At 63.3% G+C, this 19148-nt stretch carries 22 protein-coding genes and 1 pseudogene; 13 read left to right on the top strand and 10 right to left on the bottom strand.

Going from position 1 to position 19148, the window contains the following annotated elements:
- Positions 1-89 precede the first annotated feature (89 nt).
- The 6 genes from GTK09_RS21895 to GTK09_RS21920 all read right to left on the bottom strand — a co-directional run bounded on the left by GTK09_RS21895 (position 90) and on the right by GTK09_RS21920 (position 2801).
- A complete protein-coding gene (locus GTK09_RS21895; RefSeq protein WP_163465530.1) occupies positions 90-365 on the bottom strand; it encodes a DUF7218 family protein in 276 nt (91 codons plus the stop codon).
- Positions 366-479: 114 nt separating this feature from the next.
- Positions 480-746 carry a hypothetical protein gene (locus GTK09_RS21900; protein WP_163465531.1) on the bottom strand — a complete coding sequence of 89 codons (267 nt, stop codon included), beginning with the start codon at positions 744-746 and terminating at the stop codon, positions 480-482.
- Between the two features lie 289 nt (positions 747-1035).
- Positions 1036-1488 carry a hypothetical protein gene (locus GTK09_RS21905; RefSeq protein WP_163465532.1) on the bottom strand — a complete coding sequence of 151 codons (453 nt, stop codon included), beginning with the start codon at positions 1486-1488 and terminating at the stop codon, positions 1036-1038.
- Positions 1489-1494: 6 nt separating this feature from the next.
- Complete coding sequence (locus GTK09_RS21910) at positions 1495-1890, bottom strand: ElaB/YgaM/YqjD family protein (RefSeq protein ID WP_163465533.1); 396 nt, start codon at positions 1888-1890, stop codon at positions 1495-1497.
- Positions 1891-2022: 132 nt separating this feature from the next.
- A complete protein-coding gene (locus tag GTK09_RS21915) occupies positions 2023-2574 on the bottom strand; it encodes a sigma-70 family RNA polymerase sigma factor (RefSeq protein WP_163465534.1) in 552 nt (183 codons plus the stop codon).
- Between the two features lie 8 nt (positions 2575-2582).
- A complete protein-coding gene (locus GTK09_RS21920; RefSeq protein ID WP_163465535.1) occupies positions 2583-2801 on the bottom strand; it encodes a NepR family anti-sigma factor in 219 nt (72 codons plus the stop codon).
- A gap of 296 nt (positions 2802-3097) precedes the next feature.
- On the opposite strand from GTK09_RS21920, the gene GTK09_RS21925 reads away from it, so the two are divergent.
- The 5 genes from GTK09_RS21925 to GTK09_RS21945 all read left to right on the top strand — a co-directional run bounded on the left by GTK09_RS21925 (position 3098) and on the right by GTK09_RS21945 (position 6887).
- Positions 3098-3892, top strand: a complete 795-nt coding sequence (locus GTK09_RS21925) for a response regulator (protein ID WP_163465536.1) — start codon at positions 3098-3100, stop codon at positions 3890-3892.
- A gap of 340 nt (positions 3893-4232) precedes the next feature.
- Complete coding sequence (locus GTK09_RS21930) at positions 4233-5168, top strand: PAS domain-containing HWE histidine kinase family protein (RefSeq protein ID WP_246218058.1); 936 nt, start codon at positions 4233-4235, stop codon at positions 5166-5168.
- Positions 5169-5511: 343 nt separating this feature from the next.
- The gene (locus tag GTK09_RS21935; RefSeq protein WP_163465538.1) at positions 5512-5802 is read left to right on the top strand and encodes a hypothetical protein; all 291 of its coding nucleotides are present in this window, start codon (positions 5512-5514) and stop codon (positions 5800-5802) included.
- Between the two features lie 290 nt (positions 5803-6092).
- Positions 6093-6377, top strand: coding sequence for a YMGG-like glycine zipper-containing protein (locus GTK09_RS21940; protein WP_163465539.1), 285 nt, complete (start codon positions 6093-6095; stop codon positions 6375-6377).
- Positions 6378-6629: 252 nt separating this feature from the next.
- Entirely contained in the window at positions 6630-6887 is a 258-nt protein-coding gene (locus tag GTK09_RS21945; protein ID WP_163465540.1) for a hypothetical protein, read from the top strand.
- Positions 6888-6953: 66 nt separating this feature from the next.
- Here the strand turns inward: GTK09_RS21945 and GTK09_RS21950 are convergent, their stop codons facing one another.
- A complete protein-coding gene (locus tag GTK09_RS21950) occupies positions 6954-7628 on the bottom strand; it encodes a HugZ family pyridoxamine 5'-phosphate oxidase (protein ID WP_246218059.1) in 675 nt (224 codons plus the stop codon).
- Positions 7629-7928: 300 nt separating this feature from the next.
- Between GTK09_RS21950 and GTK09_RS21955 the strand changes: the two genes are divergently transcribed.
- The 8 genes from GTK09_RS21955 (at position 7929) to GTK09_RS21990 (ending at position 16344) form a co-directional block, all read left to right on the top strand.
- The gene (locus GTK09_RS21955; RefSeq protein ID WP_163465542.1) at positions 7929-9083 is read left to right on the top strand and encodes an Mrp/NBP35 family ATP-binding protein; all 1155 of its coding nucleotides are present in this window, start codon (positions 7929-7931) and stop codon (positions 9081-9083) included.
- Positions 9084-9184: 101 nt separating this feature from the next.
- Complete coding sequence (locus GTK09_RS21960; protein ID WP_163465543.1) at positions 9185-10780, top strand: ABC transporter substrate-binding protein; 1596 nt, start codon at positions 9185-9187, stop codon at positions 10778-10780.
- Between the two features lie 71 nt (positions 10781-10851).
- Positions 10852-11700: an HAD family hydrolase gene (locus tag GTK09_RS21965; protein WP_163465544.1), complete on the top strand. Its 849-nt coding sequence runs from the start codon at positions 10852-10854 to the stop codon at positions 11698-11700.
- Positions 11701-11769: 69 nt separating this feature from the next.
- Positions 11770-12777 (top strand): ABC transporter permease subunit, encoded by a 1008-nt coding sequence (locus GTK09_RS21970; protein WP_163465545.1) that lies wholly within the window; start codon positions 11770-11772, stop codon positions 12775-12777.
- A 97-nt stretch (positions 12778-12874) separates the two neighbouring features.
- Positions 12875-13729 (top strand): ABC transporter permease subunit, encoded by an 855-nt coding sequence (locus GTK09_RS21975; protein ID WP_246218062.1) that lies wholly within the window; start codon positions 12875-12877, stop codon positions 13727-13729.
- A gap of 1 nt (position 13730) precedes the next feature.
- The gene (locus GTK09_RS21980; RefSeq protein ID WP_163465547.1) at positions 13731-14300 is read left to right on the top strand and encodes a hypothetical protein; all 570 of its coding nucleotides are present in this window, start codon (positions 13731-13733) and stop codon (positions 14298-14300) included.
- 35 nt (positions 14301-14335) lie between these two features.
- On the top strand, positions 14336-15316 hold the full coding sequence (locus GTK09_RS21985; protein WP_163465548.1) for an ABC transporter ATP-binding protein: 981 nt from the start codon (positions 14336-14338) through the stop codon (positions 15314-15316).
- Positions 15316-16344 carry an ABC transporter ATP-binding protein gene (locus tag GTK09_RS21990; protein ID WP_163465549.1) on the top strand — a complete coding sequence of 343 codons (1029 nt, stop codon included), beginning with the start codon at positions 15316-15318 and terminating at the stop codon, positions 16342-16344. The genes GTK09_RS21985 and GTK09_RS21990 overlap by 1 nt, the downstream gene beginning before the upstream one ends.
- Positions 16345-16479: 135 nt before the next feature.
- Here the strand turns inward: GTK09_RS21990 and GTK09_RS21995 are convergent, their stop codons facing one another.
- From GTK09_RS21995 to GTK09_RS22005, 3 genes and pseudogenes are all read right to left on the bottom strand, one after another.
- Positions 16480-17946 (bottom strand): hypothetical protein, encoded by a 1467-nt coding sequence (locus tag GTK09_RS21995; protein ID WP_163465550.1) that lies wholly within the window; start codon positions 17944-17946, stop codon positions 16480-16482.
- Positions 17915-18970 carry a nucleoid-associated protein gene (locus tag GTK09_RS22000; protein ID WP_163465551.1) on the bottom strand — a complete coding sequence of 352 codons (1056 nt, stop codon included), beginning with the start codon at positions 18968-18970 and terminating at the stop codon, positions 17915-17917. The genes GTK09_RS21995 and GTK09_RS22000 overlap by 32 nt, the downstream gene beginning before the upstream one ends.
- Before the next feature lie 61 nt (positions 18971-19031).
- Positions 19032-19148 (bottom strand): annotated as a pseudogene (locus GTK09_RS22005) (IS481 family transposase); the annotation flags it as partial.

The raw sequence follows: 19148 nt of genomic DNA on the forward strand, positions 1-19148 counted from the left end.
CTGCGAAAAATCGCTCCGGTGAGGGCATGAAACGGAAAGAGCGCAGAGCCGGTTGCCCGCTCCGCGCCCTTCTCGGCGATTAGTCCGGATCAGTGATTGCGGAGCGCCTTGATCAGCGCGTCTTTCGACATCTCCGAACGCCCATCGATGCCGATCTCCTGGGCGCGCTCGTATAGCTCGTCCTTGGTCCACTCTTCGTAGGGTGGCGACTTGCCGCCTGCCTGGGAGGGATGCATGTCGGGATTGGCCTTGGCGTTGGAGATCCGCGCCGCCTTTTCCTTCGAATTGCCCTGTTCCCGCAATTCCTCGTAGAGGTCGGGATCCTTCAGCTGCGGGGGAGAGCTGCTGCTTGACTGCTTAGCCATCGTCATTCCTCCGATCGAGAGTGTCACGTCAGAAAAATCGCATGGGTTCGCCGGGCATCTGTCCCCGCGAGAGGGCCGGCAGGAGAGCGTACTCCTGCCGGCCCTCGCGGATGATCACTGAGAATTGCCGCCGGCACCCGTCGTTCCGCCGGCATCGGGTGAAACCACGGTCTCGTCGTTGGTGTTCGCCTCGGTCTGGGGAGGCGCAGTCTCCGTGGACGTCTCGCCGGCATTGTCGAGCGACGAATCAGGCTGGCTTGCGCCGTAGATCTGCATGCCGACGAACACCACGGCACACAACGCCAGTGCGACGATCAGGATCATGAGGACGGGAGTGCCGCGGCGGCCTTGCTTTGCGCGGTCTTCGTCGAGTTTGGTCACGCGATGCTTCCTTCCAATTTCGTTGGACGGCAATCGAAATGATTCCGTTGCCCGCCATGGTGATTTCGAGCGCAGACCGCGTCTGCCGCGCCGCCCTAACCGCCCCGCGAGAATTGCTTTGAAGAGAGGGGGAAGCGGGCGGCGCGCTCATCGAGCGCCTGCGCGGCGTCGCCTGATCGAAATCAACGTCAATCATGAGAAAAACGCGGCAGGCGAGGAGCCGTTCCCGCGAACCCAGACGGGCGGCGCCGAATCTTTTCGGTCGCGCCTCGTCTTGCCGGGCAGCAGCTTAGAAGTCGCTGCTTCCCCGTGTCCGCCAGGAGTCGAACGCGCGCCACACCGCCCAACCCACCGCACCGGCGACCGGCACGAACAGGAGCTTCTTGTTGCGCTTTGCCGACTGGAACAGCAGCGGCGCGTTCGACAGGGCCGCGACTCCCGCAATCGATGCGATGTCACGCTGCAGCCGGTCGTCCGCGCGCTTGCGCGGCGGGCGGCGGACGATCACCGTGGCGATCCATGTCAGGAGAATGAGAACGAGGAAAAAGCCCGCAAAGCCCAATGCGGCGGCGAGGGGGCCATAGAGCCACGCCACCCAAACGTAAAGCGCCGTCATCAGATAGGCGATCATCAGCAGCGCGAAGACAGCCATGGCGAGGTAAAGGACGACCAACCGGCGCATGCGGGCGACATAGACGCCCGCTTCGCCGGTCACCAGCTTGGCGACGAGTTGCCAGACCATCGCGCCTTACCGGAAGAGACGAGCGTAGAGATAGCCGATACCCGCAGCGATCAGCACACTCTTGATAGGCTCGGCCCGGATCCGCTCGGTTACGTCCTCCTCGAGGTCGGAAGCGGCATCCTGTGCCTGCCTGAGATAGGCCTCGCCCCGCTGGCGCACGTCGTCGCGAAGAGCGGAGGCCTGGCGGCGAACGTCTTCGGCGCCATGGGTGGCGAGGCTCCTCACCGCGTCCGACAGCGAAGACACGTCTTCGCGCAGGCGACTCAGCTGCTCTTCGACGCTCGCCCGATCGGCCTGGGTCTTCGGGTCGTGGCCCGGCGTCTGTGCGCCAGAGGCGGCACCCGAAGTGCCGGCCGCACCGCCGCCCGGGATGTTGGGGTTGTTCGCCATGTTGTCGCTCATCGATCGGTCCGTTCGTATCTTCTGGATTGCTGGTTGGCCGAGCCGTGCAAGGCCGTTCGGTGGGGTGGGCTGGCCGTTCGTACCCTCGCAGTAACCCCGGCGTCCGTCGTCGGTTCCGTCATGGCGACCGCCTCAGGCAGCGGGCGCCACACCAATGATCTGCGAGGAGATCGAATCGGGTCCGTAATCGCCGTCGCCTTCGACCCCGAGGATCTCGGCGATGCGCGTGCGAGCCCGCGAAACCCGGCTCTTGATCGTACCGACGGCGCATTTGCAGATTTCCGCAGCTTCCTCGTAGGAAAAGCCGGACGCGCCGATCAGGATCAGCGCTTCACGCTGGTCGTCCGGGAGCATCTCGAGGGCTCTGCGGAAGTCCTGGAGGTCGAGGTGACCCTGCTGTTCGGGATGGCCGGCGAGCTGCATCGCATGGATGCCGTCGACGTCCTGCACCTCGCGCCCCTTCTTGCGCATCTGAGTGTAGAACTCGTTGCGCAGAATGGTGAAGAGCCACGCCTTCATGTTTGTACCCGGCTGGAAGGTATGCTGCTTGTCCCAGGCCTTGACGAGGGTTTCCTGAACGAGGTCGTCGGCGCGGTCGAACGAACCGGTCAACGAGGTGGCGAAAGCCCTCAGATTCGGGATGATCGTGATGAGTTCCTTGCGGAAATCGAATTGCGCGCTCATGGGCGGAATCACTCCCGATCGTTCTTCTTGGACGCCGTTTCCGCTTCATCCAGCGCATCGAGCAGACTCAGGAATCGGTCAGGAACGGGCTCGCTTGCAACGTCGTCGTAGTAGGCTTTCAACTGCTTGCCGATCGCGGTGTTGATACCGAGCCCCGATGGCTGCTGCTGCGATCTTTGGGTGTTGCCCGTCTGCAATTTCTTGTCCTCAGTTTCGCGATCGCTCATCGACCGTTCCGATACTCTGTCTTGCCGCCCGGGAAGCGACGCATGTGAATGGAAAGGCTCATCTCAAATCCGCTTTTGTCGACGACTTGGGGTGAGAGATAAAACGGCGATGCCATCCCGCAAGCCGCAGCCGCGTCGGCATGGCCAATTTTTGACCGGGCCTTCACAGCGCACGACAACTGTCCCATCTAGACGAGAACTCGCGGCAAGCGTGCTTGTTCCTTGTCGGAATCGCCTTTGCCGCCGAGCTCGTCACCACATAGTCGTCTTGTCCACGGGACAGGAGGGGAGCCTAAATGTCGATGTCATCCCGCATAGCGCCGCATATTCCATACCTGCGCCGCTATTCTCGGGCGCTAACGGGGTCGCAGTCGAGCGGCGATGCCTATGTCGCAGCCGTGCTCGAGACACTGATCGCCGATCCGTCGCTGTTTCCGGAAGATCAGTCCCCTCGTATTTCCCTGTATAAGTTGTTTTCCTCGCTCTGGCAGTCGCTGGAGGTGAACGTCCGCGAAGATGCTCCGACTTCCGCCTGGGAGGAGCGCGCGGCCAAGAACCTCAAGGCGATCGCGCCGCTTCCCCGGCAGGCCTTCCTGCTGGTTGCCGTCGAGGGATTCACCAGCGAGGAGGCGGCGTTGATCCTCAGCGTCGACCAGACCCGTTTCTCGGAGATGATCGATCAGGCAAGTTCGGACATCGGGCGCCAGGTCTCGACCGACATCATGATCATCGAGGACGAGCCGCTGATCGCGATGGATATCGAACAGATGGTCGAGAGCCTCGGCCACAAGGTGACCGGCATCGCCCGGACCCACAAGGAGGCGATAGCCCTCTTCGAGAACCAGAATCCTGGGATGGTTCTCGCCGACATCCAGCTCGCCGACGGAAGTTCCGGCATCGACGCCGTGAACGAGATCCTTTCGAAAGTCTCCGTTCCGGTGATCTTCATCACCGCCTTCCCGGAGCGGTTGTTGACCGGTGAGCGGCCGGAGCCGACGTTCCTGGTGACCAAGCCGTTCAACCCCGACATGGTCAAGGCATTGATCAGTCAGGCTTTGTTCTTCGAGAACGACAGCCGGGCGGCGGCGTAGGCGGTTTCCCGGGCCGGCGTGCCGTGACAATGGCTGCCGGCCGGAGCCGTCGATACCGAAAAATCTGGCCGTCAGGTTGGAACATGGCTGGCGCGAACGGGTTGATCCCTGCTTGGTTGTGAGGACCCGGTCGCGGCTACGGAACAATTCTGGCGGGGCCTCATTCACCTTCCGTTGAGGTATGTCGACAGACGATGTCGGCAGACGAAAGACATTGGAATTCCATCGGTTTCGCTCTGATCACCCCGCCGGGAGGATCGCCACGGGCAGACTGACGTCAAGGTGGTGGTCTCGGTTGATGTTGGGACAGAAAATCTTGCGAGCGATCGAAAATACGGAAATGTCCGTATTCGCCCAAGATTTGGATCTGCGGTATTCCTGGGTGTCGAATGCCAGTCGATCGTGGCTCGCCGGCGTAAAGGCCGGTCTGAGCGATGACGACATCCTCAGCGGGGCGGCCGCCGCGCGCTCGATGGAGATGAAGCGCGAGGTTCTGGCGAGCGGCAAGGCCGTCCGCTACGAAATGTCGATCGTCCAGGGAAGCCAGACACGGTGGTACGACATCTCGGTCGACATCGATCGGGACGATGACGGCGAAGCCTGTGGCGTCATCGGCACATCCTTCGACATCACCGATCAGAAGCGTCGCGAGGAGACGCTGAAGACGCTCCTTCGCGAATTGTCGCATCGTTCGAAGAATCTCCTGGCGATCATTCAGAGCCTTGCCAGCCAGACGGCGCGCCACTCACTGACCGTACCGGAATTTCTCGTCCGTTTTCGCGGGCGCATCCAGTCGTTGTCCTACTCCCAGGACATCGTCACGGATGCGGATTGGCGGGGAGCGGATCTCGAAAGCCTGGTGACGACACAGGTCGAGCGCTACGCCCCCGACGGCATGGACCAGATCGAGTTTCGTCCGATCGGCGTCTATCTATCGCCCACCGCCTCCCTTCACGTCGGCCTCGCCTTGCATGAGCTTGCCGTCAACGCCGCCTCCTATGGTTCGCTGTCGGTGCCGGGCGGCAGGGTGACCATCGGTGCTCACGTCGAAAAGGTCGGCGACGAGGCCACACTCGTGGTCGTCTGGCAGGAGCGCGGCGGACCGCGCGTCCGGCCCGAGCGCGACGCCCGCTTCGGAACCTCGACATTGGAGCGCATCGTGCCGAACGCCGTCGGGGGAGAGGCACGGCTCGAATATCTCCCCGAAGGTATCCGCTACACCCTGACGATTCCCGAAGCCCAGTTCGAGGTCATGCCGTCCCCCCGCGCAAGCTAGGTGCACTGCCGGCGCAGGGGGCGTCGGCTATGCTCAAGCCTGCCGCAGCAATCGGCGTTGCGAAGGTCGCGGCGGCCTTCGGCGGCGCAGGTGCAGTGCTGTGGTCCGGCCATGACGCCTTCCGAAGCAGCAAGGCGCGGCGCCCGCCGTGCCATTCGGACCGGCATCCGGTCTGCCGCTTCCATCGTCCGGATGCAACGGCTGGTCCCGATTGCCGGATGCATCGAACTCTAATCGACAGACCGCGTGGCAAGCATCTCACGCCAACGTGATACGACCCTCCACAACTGCGCGGAACCGAAACCATGGTCGAGCCATTCTCCTTCCCAAAGGATAGGTGGTCATGGAACACGTCGCTGCATTCATGTTGTTGGTCGGATGTTCGGGCGATATCTCCGTCTGCAAGGAAATTCCCGTGCCGGTGCCGGCCTATGAGAGCGTGGCGGAGTGCCGCCAGCAGCTGCCGCTGCAGATCCGCCTGAGCGGAACGTCGGACAAGCGCGTCCTCGGCGCTTGCAAGGAAGTGTCGGAGGAAGTCTTCCAGCAGTCCGCCACGGTCGACTGGACCGTGTCCCCCGATGGCCGCTTGGCGATCAGCTTCGACGCCGAGCCGAGCCTCGTCGCCTCGCGCTGACCTGACGGGCGTTGCAAGCGGTGCGCCGCGTGCTCGGCGCGCGGATCATCATGCGACGTAAGTATCGTCGAAATGAAAATCTTCCGCAAAGGGACGGCGATTGCCGACGGGGGAGTCTCAAGCGAGGCGCGCGCCTCTGCGCGCGACGAGTGCGGCGACACAGTTTACCCTCCCGCCAACAAATTCCACCTCGTCGGGCATCTCTTGATCTCAAGGGTGGTGACGAAGGCGGCAAAGAGCCTATAACAGTCGCCACTGGGGACGTTACAGTGAAACGTGAGAGACTTGCCATGTACCGAAAGATTTCCCTCGCAGCCGTCGCCGTTGCCGCGATGCTTGCAGCTGGATGCACGACCGAGGACAGATATACCGGCGGCGGCGCGCTCGCTGGCGGCGCCGTGGGCGCTTTGGCCGGCCAGGCGATCGGCCGCGACACCGGTTCGACGCTTGCCGGCGCGGCAATCGGTGCCGGCGTCGGCGCTGTCGCTGGTAATGTGATCGGCCGCTCGCAGTCGAACCCGGGATATTGCCGCTACTCCGACGGCAACATCTACCGCTGCCCAAGAGGCTATTGATCGCTTCGTCGCCAGCACTTTTCGAGGAGCAGGTCTCCTCGAAGGGCGGCTGACCGACGATGGAAACTGGAACCCCGCCTCTCGGCGGGGTTTTTGTGCGGCTCGATGACGGCGAAAATGGCAGCGATGGCGACAGGCCGAGAGTTCTCCACCGACCAAGCGGGGTCCCTTTCCGGCGGATCGAGATCGTGCGATGCGCCATCCCGAGCACGCCAGGCGCCACCGGTTTCCTGGCGCCGGTTTGGCGCCGGCATGGCGTTCCTCTCCTTGTCGTTCGTCGCGGGCTGTACCAGCGGCAGTGGCCCGCTGCCGCCGGTATTCGGTGCCGTCTTCGGTCTCGAGAACGCCGAGAGCACGCGCTTTCGCTCCGGCAAGATCCCGGAGACGACCCCGGGGCCCGAAGACACGGTTCTCGGTCTTGCGGCCAATTCGCCCGGCCAGTGCGTTTATCGCCGGGCCGGCGGCAGCCGGCGTTTCATCGCTGGGTGCCCGGAGGGCTACGACGTCTGAGGCTGACCCGATTGTAGCGAACCGCGAGCCGGCCGCGTCCGAGAGCCGGGCGGTCATCGCCGCCGGTCATTTTTTGACGAGTTCGACGAACGCCTTCCGGTAGCCGCCTTCACCCGCCGGGTCGGAGCGGAATTCGATCCGGATCGTTCGATCCTTCCTGACGAGTTCGAAGCCGCGGCGATCGACCGTGGCGATGCACCAGCCGGTCGAATCCTCGCCGTTCATGGTCGCCAATGTGTCGACCGCGTCGGCATGATCCTCGTTCATATGGTCGCGGGCGCGAATTGCCGCAGCGGGCAGCACCGCGCTCGGCTCGTCGAGAACGTCGGATGCCACGAACTCGAAAGCCTGGCCGAACCCGCCATTGAGGAACGCTCCCTCGGGTTCGAGGCAAAGGAAGCGGAAGTCGGGAAAGTCGACATAAAGCTCCGCCTTCGGATGGCGGCAGAGAAAACGTTCCCGGATCGCCTCTCCTTCGCTGGAATTCTTGTCCACAGGGCGTGCTGTGGCGAACACCGTCATGCGCGGATGGGCGAGGGGGTCTCCTTTGCCGGCGCGCCCGACGAGCAGCGAGCACCGCCCGTCCGCCGTGAGGGCTTCGGCATGAAGCGACAGGCCGGACACGAGGATGACCGGCCGCCCGACGAAATCAGTTGCGACGAGCGTCCGGCTGGCGGCGGGCCATCCGTCGCTCGGCCGCAGGACGGCGAGCGAAGCGTCCCGAGCGGTGCGCAGCAGCATACGTGCGAGCAGCCGAGCGTTGTCGTCGACGGGGCGAAGCACACTGCTCGCAGGCGTGCTTGCAGGTTCGGCACTGGGTCCGTTACGTTCGGCCATGGTCCTGTCGGCGCTCCGCTTTCGTCACATCGCGCGGCGGGGTCTCTGCCAACGTGGCGGGCGCCTGCGACGGACGGGAATGTAACCGGCCGGCGCGAAAAGCCAATTCACACCGATTGCGGATCGGCACGCGTTTTTCTTGGACGATCGGGGCAGGGCGCGATATCTGGCCGAAAACATACGACATTCGTGGAGTTCCAGGTTTTGACCGATGATCCGAAGACACGCATCCTCGATCTCCTGCGGCAGATGACGCCGCCGGACGGTGGGGCCGACGTCGTCTCGCGCGGCCTCGTCTCCGACATCTTCATCGCCGACGGCAAGGCCTTCTTCTCGCTCACCGTGCCCGCGGCCGAGGCCCAGCGCTTCGAGCCGTTCTGCCGGGCGATCGAGGCGGCGGTGGGCAAGATTGAAAGCGTGTCGAAGGCGATGGTCGCACTGACGGCGGAAAAGGCCGCCGGCACGCCCGCGCCACGCAGTTCGGCGCCTCCGCAGCCGCCGCGCGCCGCGCCGGCCGCGCGGCCCGCCCCAGGGGGAAGGCCGCCGGCGACGAAGCCCGGCATCCCGGGGGTCGATAGAATCGTCGCCGTGGCCTCGGGCAAGGGCGGCGTCGGCAAATCGACCACGGCTGTCAACCTGGCGCTCGGCCTCTCCCTGCTGGGGCTGAGGGTCGGCATTCTCGATGCGGACGTCTACGGCCCGTCCATTCCGCGCCTCCTCGGCCTCAAGGATAAGCCGAAGACGAGCGGCGGTCGGACCATGCTTCCGCTTGAGGCCTATGGGCTGAAGGCGATGTCCATGGGGCTGATGGTCGACGAGGAAACCCCGATGATCTGGCGCGGCCCGATGGTCATGTCGGCGTTGACGCAGATGATGCGCGAGGTCGAATGGGGCGAACTCGACGTTCTCGTCGTCGACATGCCGCCCGGCACCGGCGACGCGCAATTGACCATGGCCCAGCAGGTGCCGCTCGCCGGCGCCGTCATCGTCTCCACCCCGCAAGACTTGGCGCTGATCGACGCGCGAAAAGGTCTTGCCATGTTTCAGAAGGTCGATGTCCGTGTTCTCGGCATCGTCGAGAACATGAGCTACTTCGTCGCCCCCGATACCGGCAACCGCTACGACATCTTCGGCCATGGCGGCGCGAAAGCCGAGGCCGAACGGCTCGGCGTGCCGTTTCTGGGTGAGGTGCCGATCGAGATGGCGATCCGCGAAAGCTCCGATTCGGGGCGGCCCGTCGTCGCGACCGATCCCGAGGGGCCGCACTCTGCCGCCTATCGCGACATCGCGGCGAAGGTCCTCGCCGAGCTCGAAGATTCGCGACCAAAGTCGCGGGGACCGAGCATCGTTTTTGAATGAATGGTCAAAATACGTGCTTGCCTTCGACAATCAAAAGCTGTCGGATGCGAGCCAGTGAGCGGACGAAAAGATCCGCCCGATCCTGACAGGAGGCATGCTGAATGAATTCCCTGACCCGGCTTCTCGCCGCGACGGCCCTGACCCTGGCCCTCGGGTCGGCAGCGTCGGCCAAGACGCTCGTCTATTGTTCCGAAGCTTCGCCGGAGGGCTTCGACCCGGCGCTCTATACGGCCGGCACGACGTTCGACGCGTCTTCGCGCACGGTCTACAACCGCCTCGTCGAGTTCAAGCACGGCTCCACCGAGACCGAGCCGGGTCTCGCCGAATCCTGGGAAATCTCCGAGGACGGCACGGAATACACCTTCAAGCTCCGGCCCGACGTGAAGTTCCAGACGACCGACTTCTTCACGCCGACCCGCACGCTCAACGCCGATGACGTGATCTATTCCTTCGAGCGTCAGCTGAAGAGCGACAATCCCTGGAACCAGTATGTCGCCGGCGCCAGCTGGGAATACGCCAGCGGCATGGGCTTTCCCGATCTGATCAAGTCGATCGAGAAGGTCGACGACCTGACCGTCAAGTTCACGCTGAACCGGCCGGAAGCGCCCTTCCTCGCCGATCTCGCGATGGATTTCGCCTCGATCATGTCGAAGGAATATGCCGACCAGCTGAAGGAGGCCGGCAACGAGGCGACGCTGAACCAGCAGCCGCTCGGCACCGGTCCCTTCCAGTTCGTCGCCTACCAGCCGGACGCGGTGATCCGTTACAAGGCCAATCCGGATTACTTCAAGGGCAAGCAGCCGATCGACGACCTGATCTTCGCGATCACCACCGACGCTTCGGTTCGGGCCCAGAAGCTCAAGGCCAACGAGTGCCAGATCTTCCCCTATCCGAACGCTGCCGACGTCGAGTCGCTGAAGAGCGATCCGAATCTCGAAGTGCCGAGCCAGGAAGGCCTCAACGTCGCCTACATGGCCTACAACACCACCCAGGCGCCGTTCGACAAGGTCGAGGTCCGCAAGGCCCTCAACATGGCGATCAACAAGCAGGCGATCATCGACGCGGTGTTCCAGGGCGCGGCCGTGCCGGCCAAGAACCCGATCCCGCCGACGATGTGGTCCTATAACGACACCGTCCAGGACGATCCGTATGATCCGGAGAAGTCCAAGCAGATGCTGAAGGACGCCGGCGTCGAGAACCTCTCGATGAAGATCTGGGCGATGCCCGTCTCGCGGCCCTACATGCTCAACGCCCGCCGCGCGGCGGAGCTGATGCAGGCCGATCTCCAGAAGGTCGGCGTTTCGGCCGAGATCGTCTCCTACGAGTGGGGCGAGTATCTGGAGAAGTCGAAGGCCAAGGACCGTGACGGCGCGGCGATGCTCGGCTGGACCGGCGACAACGGCGATCCGGACAACTTCCTCGATACGCTGCTCGGCTGTGAAGCCGTCGGCGGCAACAACCGCGCCCAGTGGTGCGACGAGGAGTTCGATGCCTTGGTCAAGAAGGCCAAGGTCACCTCGGATCAGGCCGAGCGCACCAAGCTCTACGAACAGGCGCAGGTGGTCTTCAAGGAGAAGGCGCCCTGGCTGACCATCGACCATTCGACGGTGTTCATGCCGATGCAGAAGTCGGTGAAGAACTTCCATCAGGATCCGCTTGGCTATCACCGCTTCGACGACGTCGACATCGCGGAATGATCCCGGCGACCGGTCTTTGAATGGGCAAGGGGCGGCTCCGGCCGCCCTTTGCGACTTGAGGCGAAGCGCTGATGCACGCGACTCACCCGTTTCACTCCCGCATCCTGTTGGCCTTCGATTTCGACTGGACGCTCGGGGAGGATTCCTTCGAGCGGCTCGTCGCCGTCATGGGCCTCGATGTCGAGGCGTGGAAGGAGGATTTCTACCACCCGCTCGGCGGCGCCGGCTGGGACGACATCCTGGCGAAGTTCGAGGGGCTTCGGCGGATGTGCGAGGCGGCAGGCAGCGGGATCACCATCGAAGCGGCGCGCGAGGCAGGGCGCACGACCAAAGGGTTCGACGGCGCCGAGACGATGCCCCGGCGGCTGCGCGACATCGCCGAGCGCATCGACCCTGAGGTGCGGCTCGAATTCGCCATCGTCTCGTCCGGCTATCTCGACGTCTTCGGGGCCCATCCGATCGCCGCTGCCTTCGATCGCCGGTACGGCTCGGAATTCGACGTCGGTGAAGACGGGCCTGTGCGCGGCGTCAGGAAGATGATTTCGCACCCGGAAAAGGTGCGCTACATCCAAGCTCTTGCCAAGGGGATCGATCTTGGCGGCTCGAACGCGCCGTCGCGGACCGAGGCGGACCTCCCCGAGGAAGAGCAGCGCGTCGCCTTCGATCAGCTGATCTATGTCGGCGACGGCGCATCGGATCTCCAGGCCTTCGGCTTCGTCCGCGAAAACGGCGGGTTTGCCCTGGCGGTCTCCCGTGACGGCGGGTTTTCGGCCGAGACCGAGATGCTCCGCGCCCAGCGGCCCGACGCCCTGGCGCCGCCGGGCTACGCGGACGGCTCGCCGCTGTTCGAGATCCTCGCCCATGCGGTGCGGTCCCATGCCTCGCGGATCGCGCTGCGCAGGCTTGGGCGCGACGCGTGACATCATTTCGCGGCCGGGCGATACCGGCCTCGTAGACAAGAACAAAATCGACCTGACTTTAGGGGCACCATGCAGCGCTTTCTGATCTCGCGCATCGCCGTCCTGATCCCGACCTTCATCGGCGTCTCGATCATCGCTTTCGCCTTCATCCGGCTCCTGCCCGGCGATCCCGTGCAGATGCTCGCCGGCGAACGGGTGGTCTCGCCCGAGCGCCACGCTGCGATCATGCAGCAGCTCGGCTTCGACCGGCCGCTCGTGATCCAGTATCTGTCCTATCTCTGGGGCCTCCTGCAGGGCGATTTCGGCACCTCGATCGTCACCAAGCGCGGCGTCCTGTCGGAGTTCTTCACGCTGTTTCCGGCAACGCTCGAATTGTCCTTCTGCGCCATCCTCATCGCCGTCTTCCTCGGCGTGCCGGCCGGCGTCTTCGCGGCGGTCAAGCGCGGATCGTGGTTCGACCAGTCGGTAATGGGCGCCGCGCTCGTCGGCTATTCCATGCCGATCTTCTGGTGGGGGCTACTCCTCATCATCCTGTTTTCCGGCGTGCTGCAATGGACGCCGGTTTCGGGGCGGATCTCGCTGCTCTACTATTTCCCGCAGGCCACCGGCTTCATGCTGATCGACTCGCTGATGTCGGATCAGAAGGGCGCCTTTCTCTCGGCGCTGTCGCATCTGATCCTGCCGTCGATCGTCCTGGCGACGATCCCGCTCGCCGTCATCGCCCGGCAGACCCGCTCGGCGATGCTTGAGGTCCTCGGCGAGGACTACGTCCGCACCGCCAAGGCGAAGGGGCTTTCCCGCGGCCGCGTCGTCGGCGTCCATGCGCTGCGCAACGCTCTGATCCCCGTGGTCACGACGATCGGCCTGCAGGTCGGCGTGCTGATGGCCGGCGCGATCCTCACCGAATCGATCTTCTCCTGGCCGGGCATCGGCAAGTGGATGGTCGACAGCGTCTTTCGCCGCGACTACCCGGTGGTCCAGGGAGGTCTCTTGCTGATCGCGATGATCATCATGTTCGTCAATCTCGTCGTCGACATCCTTTACGGGGTGATCAATCCGCGCGTCCGGGCAGGGTAGGAGAGCCGCCATGAGCCATATCAGCGCGCAGGAAGCCGAAGAAGGCGTCGGCACCGACCTTCCCGACCGCCGGCCGAAAAAGAGCGTCCGCCGGCAGATGCTGGAGGAATTCTGGCACTATTTCTCCGAAAACAAGGGAGCCGTGCTCGGCCTCGTCGTCTTCATCCTCATCGTCCTGACGGCGATCGCCGCGCCGTTGATCGCGCCGCATTCGCCGATCGCCACCAACAGCCAGGCCCAGCTGGTGCCGCCGGTCTGGCAGGATGGCGGCAGTTGGTCCTATCTCCTCGGCACCGACGCGATCGGCCGCGACATGCTCTCGCGGCTTCTGTTCGGGGCGCAATATTCGCTGTTCATCGGCGTCGTCGTCGTCGTCGTCGCGGTGACGGTCGGCATCTCCGTCGGCCTCGTCGCCGGCTATTACGGCGGCTGGATCGACACCGTCATCATGCGGGTGATGGACGTCATCCTCGCCTTCCCCTCGCTGCTGCTCGCCCTCGTCCTCGTCGCCGTCCTCGGGCCGGGCCTCACCAATGCGATGATCGCCATCGCCCTCGTCCTGCAGCCGCACTTCGTCCGGCTGACGCGGGCCTCGGTGATGGCCGAGAAGCGGCGCGAATACGTCACCGCGGCGAAGGTCGTCGGCGCCAGCCCCTTCCGGCTGATGGTGGTGACGATCCTGCCGAACTGCCTTGGCCCGCTGATCGTCCAGGCGACCCTGTCCTTCTCCAACGCCATCCTCGACGCCGCCGCCCTCGGCTTCCTCGGCATGGGCGCCCAGCCGCCGACGCCCGAATGGGGCACCATGCTTGCCGAGGCGCGGGAGTTCATCCTCCGAGCCTGGTGGGTGGTGACCTTCCCGGGCCTCGCCATCCTCGTCACCGTGCTCGCCATCAACCTTGTCGGCGACGGCCTCCGGGATGCCCTCGATCCGAAGATGAAGCGGAGCTGAGATGAGCGCCTTCGTCGGCCTCCTCGGCGTCCTCCTCGGCGCGTTTCTTGGCAAGGGCCTTGAGCGTTTGCTTGATCTGCGCCGCCGGCGCGACCGGCAGATCGATATGGTGTTCGCGCTCCATGCGGAGATCTCCGCCGGCCAGAGTGCCGTCAGCGACCAGAATGCGCAGGATGAGGCGGCCTATTTCCTCGCTAACGAAGACCCAGTTGCGCCTGCCGATCGCAGCGATTTCGTGTTTGACAGTCTGAAAACCGACATCTCGATCTTGCCGCAACCCGTCGTGCATCAGATCGTGCTGTATTACCGGCTTGCCGAGCAGTCGAATCTGATGACGGAATTTTTGACGTCCGAGGCCTATCGGAGGCAAAGTCCCGAAGAGCGGCTCCGCTATCGGCGGAGCATGCTTGCAGGTCTCGAGGACCAGCGGATCGCTGCTTCGGCAGCGCTGGATGCTCTCGAGTCATATATATCTGATTGCGGATTGACCGTCCCCCAGCGAAGCCGGGTCGCGTCAAACGAAGGGTCTAATCGGTCCGATCATCGCAAACCACCTCATGTCTCGACATGACCCATATAGCCTCTTTCATCGGCTGAAGTAAGACCATGCCCCTGCTCTCCCTCCGCAACCTCTCCGTCACCTTCGACACCGCCTCCGGCCCGTTCAAGGCCGTCGACGGCGTCGACATCACCGTCGAGCCCGGCGAAGTGCTCGGCATCGTCGGGGAGTCCGGCTCCGGCAAGTCGGTGGCGATGCTCGGCCTGATGGGCCTGCTCCCACCATCCGCCACGGTCACCGCCGACGAGATCGCCTTCGAGGGCCGCGACATGAGGGCGATGTCCGGCCGCGAGCGGCGCAAGATCATCGGCAACGAGATTGCGATGATCTTCCAGGAGCCGATGTCGAGCCTCAATCCCTGCTTCACGGTCGGCTACCAGATCAAGGAGGCGCTGAAGGCGCACACCGATCTCGACCGCAAGGGCCGCCAGACCCGCGCCATCGAGCTGATGAACGCCGTCGGCATCCCCGAGCCCGAGCGCCGGCTTTCGGCCTTTCCGCACCAGATGTCCGGCGGGATGAGCCAGCGGGTGATGATCGCCATGGCGACCGCCTGCAATCCGAAGCTCCTCATCGCCGACGAGCCAACGACGGCGCTCGACGTCACCATCCAGGCGCAGATCCTCGATCTCCTGCTGGATCTGCAGAAGGATCGCGGCATGGCGATGATCCTGATCACCCACGACATGGGGGTGATCGCCGAGACGGCCGAGCGCGTCGTCGTGCAATATGCCGGCCAGCAGGTGGAGCGCCAGCCGGTCTCGACCCTGTTCGACCAGCCGCACCACCCTTATACCGCGGCGCTGCTCGCCGCGATCCCCGAGCGCTCGACGGGCTCGCGCCTGCCGACCATTCCCGGCGTCGTGCCGGGGCAGGGGGACCGGCCGGACGGCTGCCTGTTCAACCCGCGCTGCGATAAGGCCGACGAGCGGTGCCGCACCGTCGTCCCGCCGCGCCAGCCGGCGAGCCTCGGCGAGGCGCTCTGCCACTATCCGCTGAACCACCCCGCAAGCGCGAGTGCCGCCTGATGGACGCCCCGACCAACGCCCCCACGAGAGCATCCACGACAGCTTCGGCGAAAGCGATCGTCACCGCCACCGACGTCAGCCAGGTGTACGAGGTGCGCCGCGGCTTCTTCGCCAAGCCCCTCGGCCTCAAGGCCGTCAAGGATGCGAGCTTCACCGTGGAGGAGGGCGAGACGCTGGCGATCGTCGGCGAGAGCGGCTGCGGCAAGTCGACCCTCGCCCGCATGCTGACGATGATCGAGACGCCGTCCGAGGGCGCGCTCGTCATCGACGGCGTCACGGTCAGCGGCGATGATCCCGGCGATCTGAAGAAGCTGCGCTCCACCGTGCAGATCGTCTTCCAGAACCCCTACGGGGCCTTGAACCCGCGCCAGAAGGTCGGCTCGATCATCGAGGAGCCGCTGAAGATCAACACCAGGCTGTCGGCCGCCGAGCGCCGGCAGAAGGCCGAGGCCGCGCTCGCCGAGGTCGGCCTTCGCCCGGAGCATTACGGCCGCTATCCGCACATGTTCTCCGGCGGCCAGCGCCAGCGCATCGCGATCGCCCGGGCGATCATCCTCGAGCCGAAGATCCTCGTCCTCGACGAGCCGGTCTCGGCGCTGGACGTCTCGATCCAGGCGCAGATCCTCAACCTCCTCGCCGACCTGCAGGACCGCCTCGGCCTCACCTACATCTTCATCAGCCACGATCTCTCGGTGGTCAAACACGTCGCCGACCGCGTCATGGTCATGTATCTCGGCCGGCCCGTCGAGATCGCCCCGGTGGACGCCCTCTACGCCACGCCCCTCCACCCCTACACCCGCGCTCTCCTCTCCGCGACGCCCGCCACCGACCCGGCGTCCAAGGGCCAGCGCATCCGCCTTACCGGCGAACTCCCCTCACCGATCAGCCCGCCGCCGGGCTGCTCCTTCAACCCCCGCTGTCCCTATGCGAACGACCGCTGCCGGAGCGAGCGGCCGGAACTCACGACGCATGGCGCGACGCGGGTGGCGTGCTTTGCGGTGGAGGAGGGGAGGATTGATGGGGTGTGATGGGGAAGGAATGGGCCGGAAGCGGACTTGCAGCTTTCCCAACGCGGCAGAGCAAAGCTACCGGGCCTATTGAAAGGCTTACAACCACGCTCGATGATTATGGCGGCCTCAAGCCTCAAGGAGCGAATGGACACCCTATCGCGGATCACTCTTTATGTTTTCGTCGGATAAATCCGATGCGTCACCCCCGTTGATCGGAATCGTCTTGTTCTGAAGTGGCGTATCGGCGTCGACCGATGTCTCAATCGACGCATCCTTCTTGATCGGTGGATCATATTTGCCCACGCTCAATGTGGGAGGGATCAAGAAAATCGCGAAGGCCATCACGACTATGGCCACCGTACCCAGAATGGAGGACCACCAAAGCGCGTTCTCCGCCATGCGCGCAGGACCGGCAGCCAGTGCCTCATAGTCCCGCTGCGACAGGAACCTGTAGAGTCTGGGCTGCCACTCCTTACGCACCTTCCGCTGTAACAGCGTGAACATTACACCCGAAAGTATGGTGATCGCGACATAGGCGCCCGCCATCACCATTACGAGGATTATCAATAATGGGCTAGCGCTCGCTGTCATCCGGGCGGCGATCAACCCGGCACCTACCGCCAGTGCACTCGCAACCGCGGTAATGATCTGACGTGTTGCATCGGATACTTTCGCAGTTTCGTCGGTGACGCTTTTACGCAATTCTGTTAGCGTTTTGAGAGCGTCACTACTCATGCCGGCGAGTTGCATTTGATAGGCAGTCTTTGCGCCTTCCAATGCCGCGCCGAGATAATCGCGCAGGAACTCAGGCGCTTGTTCACCTGTCCCGCCACAACGGGCAAGTTCGGATGCCAGCAAGATGTGGCGCATCTCGCTCTCGCGTTTGACCTCAAATACCCAACCCAAGGCTGTTTGCAAATCCTTAACTCCCGAGAGTCCAAGCGCCCTCGAAATGGGAGTCGTTGTCTCAGGATAGGTCAGTTCAAGTCGAGGTGGACCTTTAAATCTAAGCGATCCAAGGTCGGCGTGAAACTCGTCAGGCAGCGAAAGAAGCAGCATGCGCGATGCGCGCTCTGCCCATACCCAGGCGGCCGGATCGTCGAGCGCTAGAGTGTCGACATCGCGCAGAAGCCAGCGTGCAAGGCTGGCGGGCACGGCCCGCTGGCCAGAGAACTCTCGGACTAGCGTTCGTGGACTACTTAAGACGAGATCAGGAGCTTGCACCGAAATCTCATCATCCCAAGGTGTAAAACACGCACCTACTCCGACAATCTTAGTCGTAAGCTGGGCTACCTGCCACTGGGCATTGGGCGCATCGCGCTCCAACCAAGATGCGAAGCCGACATTGGTCAGTAGCCGGAGCACCCCTGCCGGTCCGTGTGGTTTTGCGATGTCAATCCTGAACGGGGCAAATGTCTCATCGAGGTCTTCAAATGCCCACCCCGTCCCCGCACCGTCAAAGGCGAGCGCGGACCAGCCTAGAGCATCGGTAAGCTCCGCGACCTCGCGTGCAACTACCGCCTCTAGATTGGAGATGCTTACAATGGCCTCACCTTCGTTAATAAAGGCGCCATCGGCATCAAGCGCGTCAAGCCGCGCTGCGAGGCTCTCGACGGACAATGCCATCCTCCTCCACATGCCGCGTCGTGATCGTGATCACTTCGCCACCGTCCGCCATTCGAACCCGTTCAACATTCGCGTCGCCTACGCGATCAGGATAGAATAGTAGAACCCCTTCAGTGGTACGCACCCTCCGAATCGCCGGACTACGAAGAAGCTCTCGGTTTGGAGCAAATTCTAGGCCTTCGAGCTTGGCCGACTTAACCTTACGCCGAACGCAATTCTCGATTCTGGAAATGACCCGCTCATCCTCAGGATTGCCGGCCGCCGCGAGCACAGCCTCTTCCAGCCCAGCCGGCGTGATACGTTGACGGTTGTTCAGTGCCGACTTTGCTTCACGGAATGCCAGGGGAACATCGTGATCGGGCAGGATATCCTTGAGTTCCTTCAATGCATTTCTTACCGCCTCGATCGCCTTACGGTTCAGCTCCTCATCGTCACGGGTGCGTAACACGTGCAGATATTTTGCAAAATAATCTCCGATTTCCGGGGCTTGCTTCATACGATCCGTCGCTGCAATTGCCGTCTCCGCCACACCATCGACGACCCGCACCAAAGCTGCCTTCTGGATCGCACGCTTGTCGGCCACGAAGGCTTGCACAATGAGACGCAGTAGATTGGCGCCGTCGGCTTGCTGTTGCTGCTCGATCACCTGCTGATAATCATATTTGATCATGCTGTAGATGCGCACGTCAGGATTATCCGTCCGCAACTCGAAAATGAAGAAGGCGCCATCCCGGCTGCTTCCCGGATGAAATCGAGAAAATTCGCGCGCAAGCGCCTGACCTCCTGCTTCGAACCCATCGTCGTTGCGTGCCATACGCTCAAGCTGAGCCTTCGTTTGCGAATCCGCATGAAACTCGAATACTGAGGACACATCGGTGTTCCGAATGCGCTCAATAAAGAAATCCGCGTGTTCAACCATCCGCGTTGGCTCGGGACTGAACTCTTCATCTCCGACTACATGCAAGATCATATTTTCAATACGAAGACCTGTGAGTTCGTCGTCATTTATAAAAGCCAACTCATCCTCCTGCTAATCATGTATTTCGAGATTAGTGTGCAGGATCGGATTAGGTGTCCACTTAAGCTTCTTGACTGACGAATGACATGACGGTTTCGACTGGCCTACGGCCCATGTTGCGGTAGCCGAGGTGCGGGCGTTCGGTGTTGTAGTGGACGAGCCAGGCGTCGAGATCGGC

The sequence above is a fragment of the Jiella pacifica genome (assembly GCF_010500815.1).
GTDB lineage: Bacteria > Pseudomonadota > Alphaproteobacteria > Rhizobiales > Rhizobiaceae > Jiella > Jiella pacifica.

Coding starts and splice junctions, on each gene's coding strand:
- GTK09_RS21895 (WP_163465530.1), bottom strand. CDS start 365: ATGGCTAAGCAGTCAAGCAGCAGCTCTCCCCCGCAGCTGAAGGATCCC.
- GTK09_RS21905 (WP_163465532.1), bottom strand. CDS start 1,488: ATGGTCTGGCAACTCGTCGCCAAGCTGGTGACCGGCGAAGCGGGCGTC.
- GTK09_RS21910 (WP_163465533.1), bottom strand. CDS start 1,890: ATGAGCGACAACATGGCGAACAACCCCAACATCCCGGGCGGCGGTGCG.
- GTK09_RS21915 (WP_163465534.1), bottom strand. CDS start 2,574: ATGAGCGCGCAATTCGATTTCCGCAAGGAACTCATCACGATCATCCCG.
- GTK09_RS21920 (WP_163465535.1), bottom strand. CDS start 2,801: ATGAGCGATCGCGAAACTGAGGACAAGAAATTGCAGACGGGCAACACC.
- GTK09_RS21925 (WP_163465536.1), top strand. CDS start 3,098: ATGTCGATGTCATCCCGCATAGCGCCGCATATTCCATACCTGCGCCGC.
- GTK09_RS21930 (WP_246218058.1), top strand. CDS start 4,233: ATGTCCGTATTCGCCCAAGATTTGGATCTGCGGTATTCCTGGGTGTCG.
- GTK09_RS21935 (WP_163465538.1), top strand. CDS start 5,512: ATGGAACACGTCGCTGCATTCATGTTGTTGGTCGGATGTTCGGGCGAT.
- GTK09_RS21940 (WP_163465539.1), top strand. CDS start 6,093: ATGTACCGAAAGATTTCCCTCGCAGCCGTCGCCGTTGCCGCGATGCTT.
- GTK09_RS21945 (WP_163465540.1), top strand. CDS start 6,630: ATGGCGTTCCTCTCCTTGTCGTTCGTCGCGGGCTGTACCAGCGGCAGT.
- GTK09_RS21950 (WP_246218059.1), bottom strand. CDS start 7,628: ATGCTGCTGCGCACCGCTCGGGACGCTTCGCTCGCCGTCCTGCGGCCG.
- GTK09_RS21960 (WP_163465543.1), top strand. CDS start 9,185: ATGAATTCCCTGACCCGGCTTCTCGCCGCGACGGCCCTGACCCTGGCC.
- GTK09_RS21965 (WP_163465544.1), top strand. CDS start 10,852: ATGCACGCGACTCACCCGTTTCACTCCCGCATCCTGTTGGCCTTCGAT.
- GTK09_RS21970 (WP_163465545.1), top strand. CDS start 11,770: ATGCAGCGCTTTCTGATCTCGCGCATCGCCGTCCTGATCCCGACCTTC.
- GTK09_RS21975 (WP_246218062.1), top strand. CDS start 12,875: ATGCTGGAGGAATTCTGGCACTATTTCTCCGAAAACAAGGGAGCCGTG.
- GTK09_RS21980 (WP_163465547.1), top strand. CDS start 13,731: ATGAGCGCCTTCGTCGGCCTCCTCGGCGTCCTCCTCGGCGCGTTTCTT.
- GTK09_RS21985 (WP_163465548.1), top strand. CDS start 14,336: ATGCCCCTGCTCTCCCTCCGCAACCTCTCCGTCACCTTCGACACCGCC.
- GTK09_RS21990 (WP_163465549.1), top strand. CDS start 15,316: ATGGACGCCCCGACCAACGCCCCCACGAGAGCATCCACGACAGCTTCG.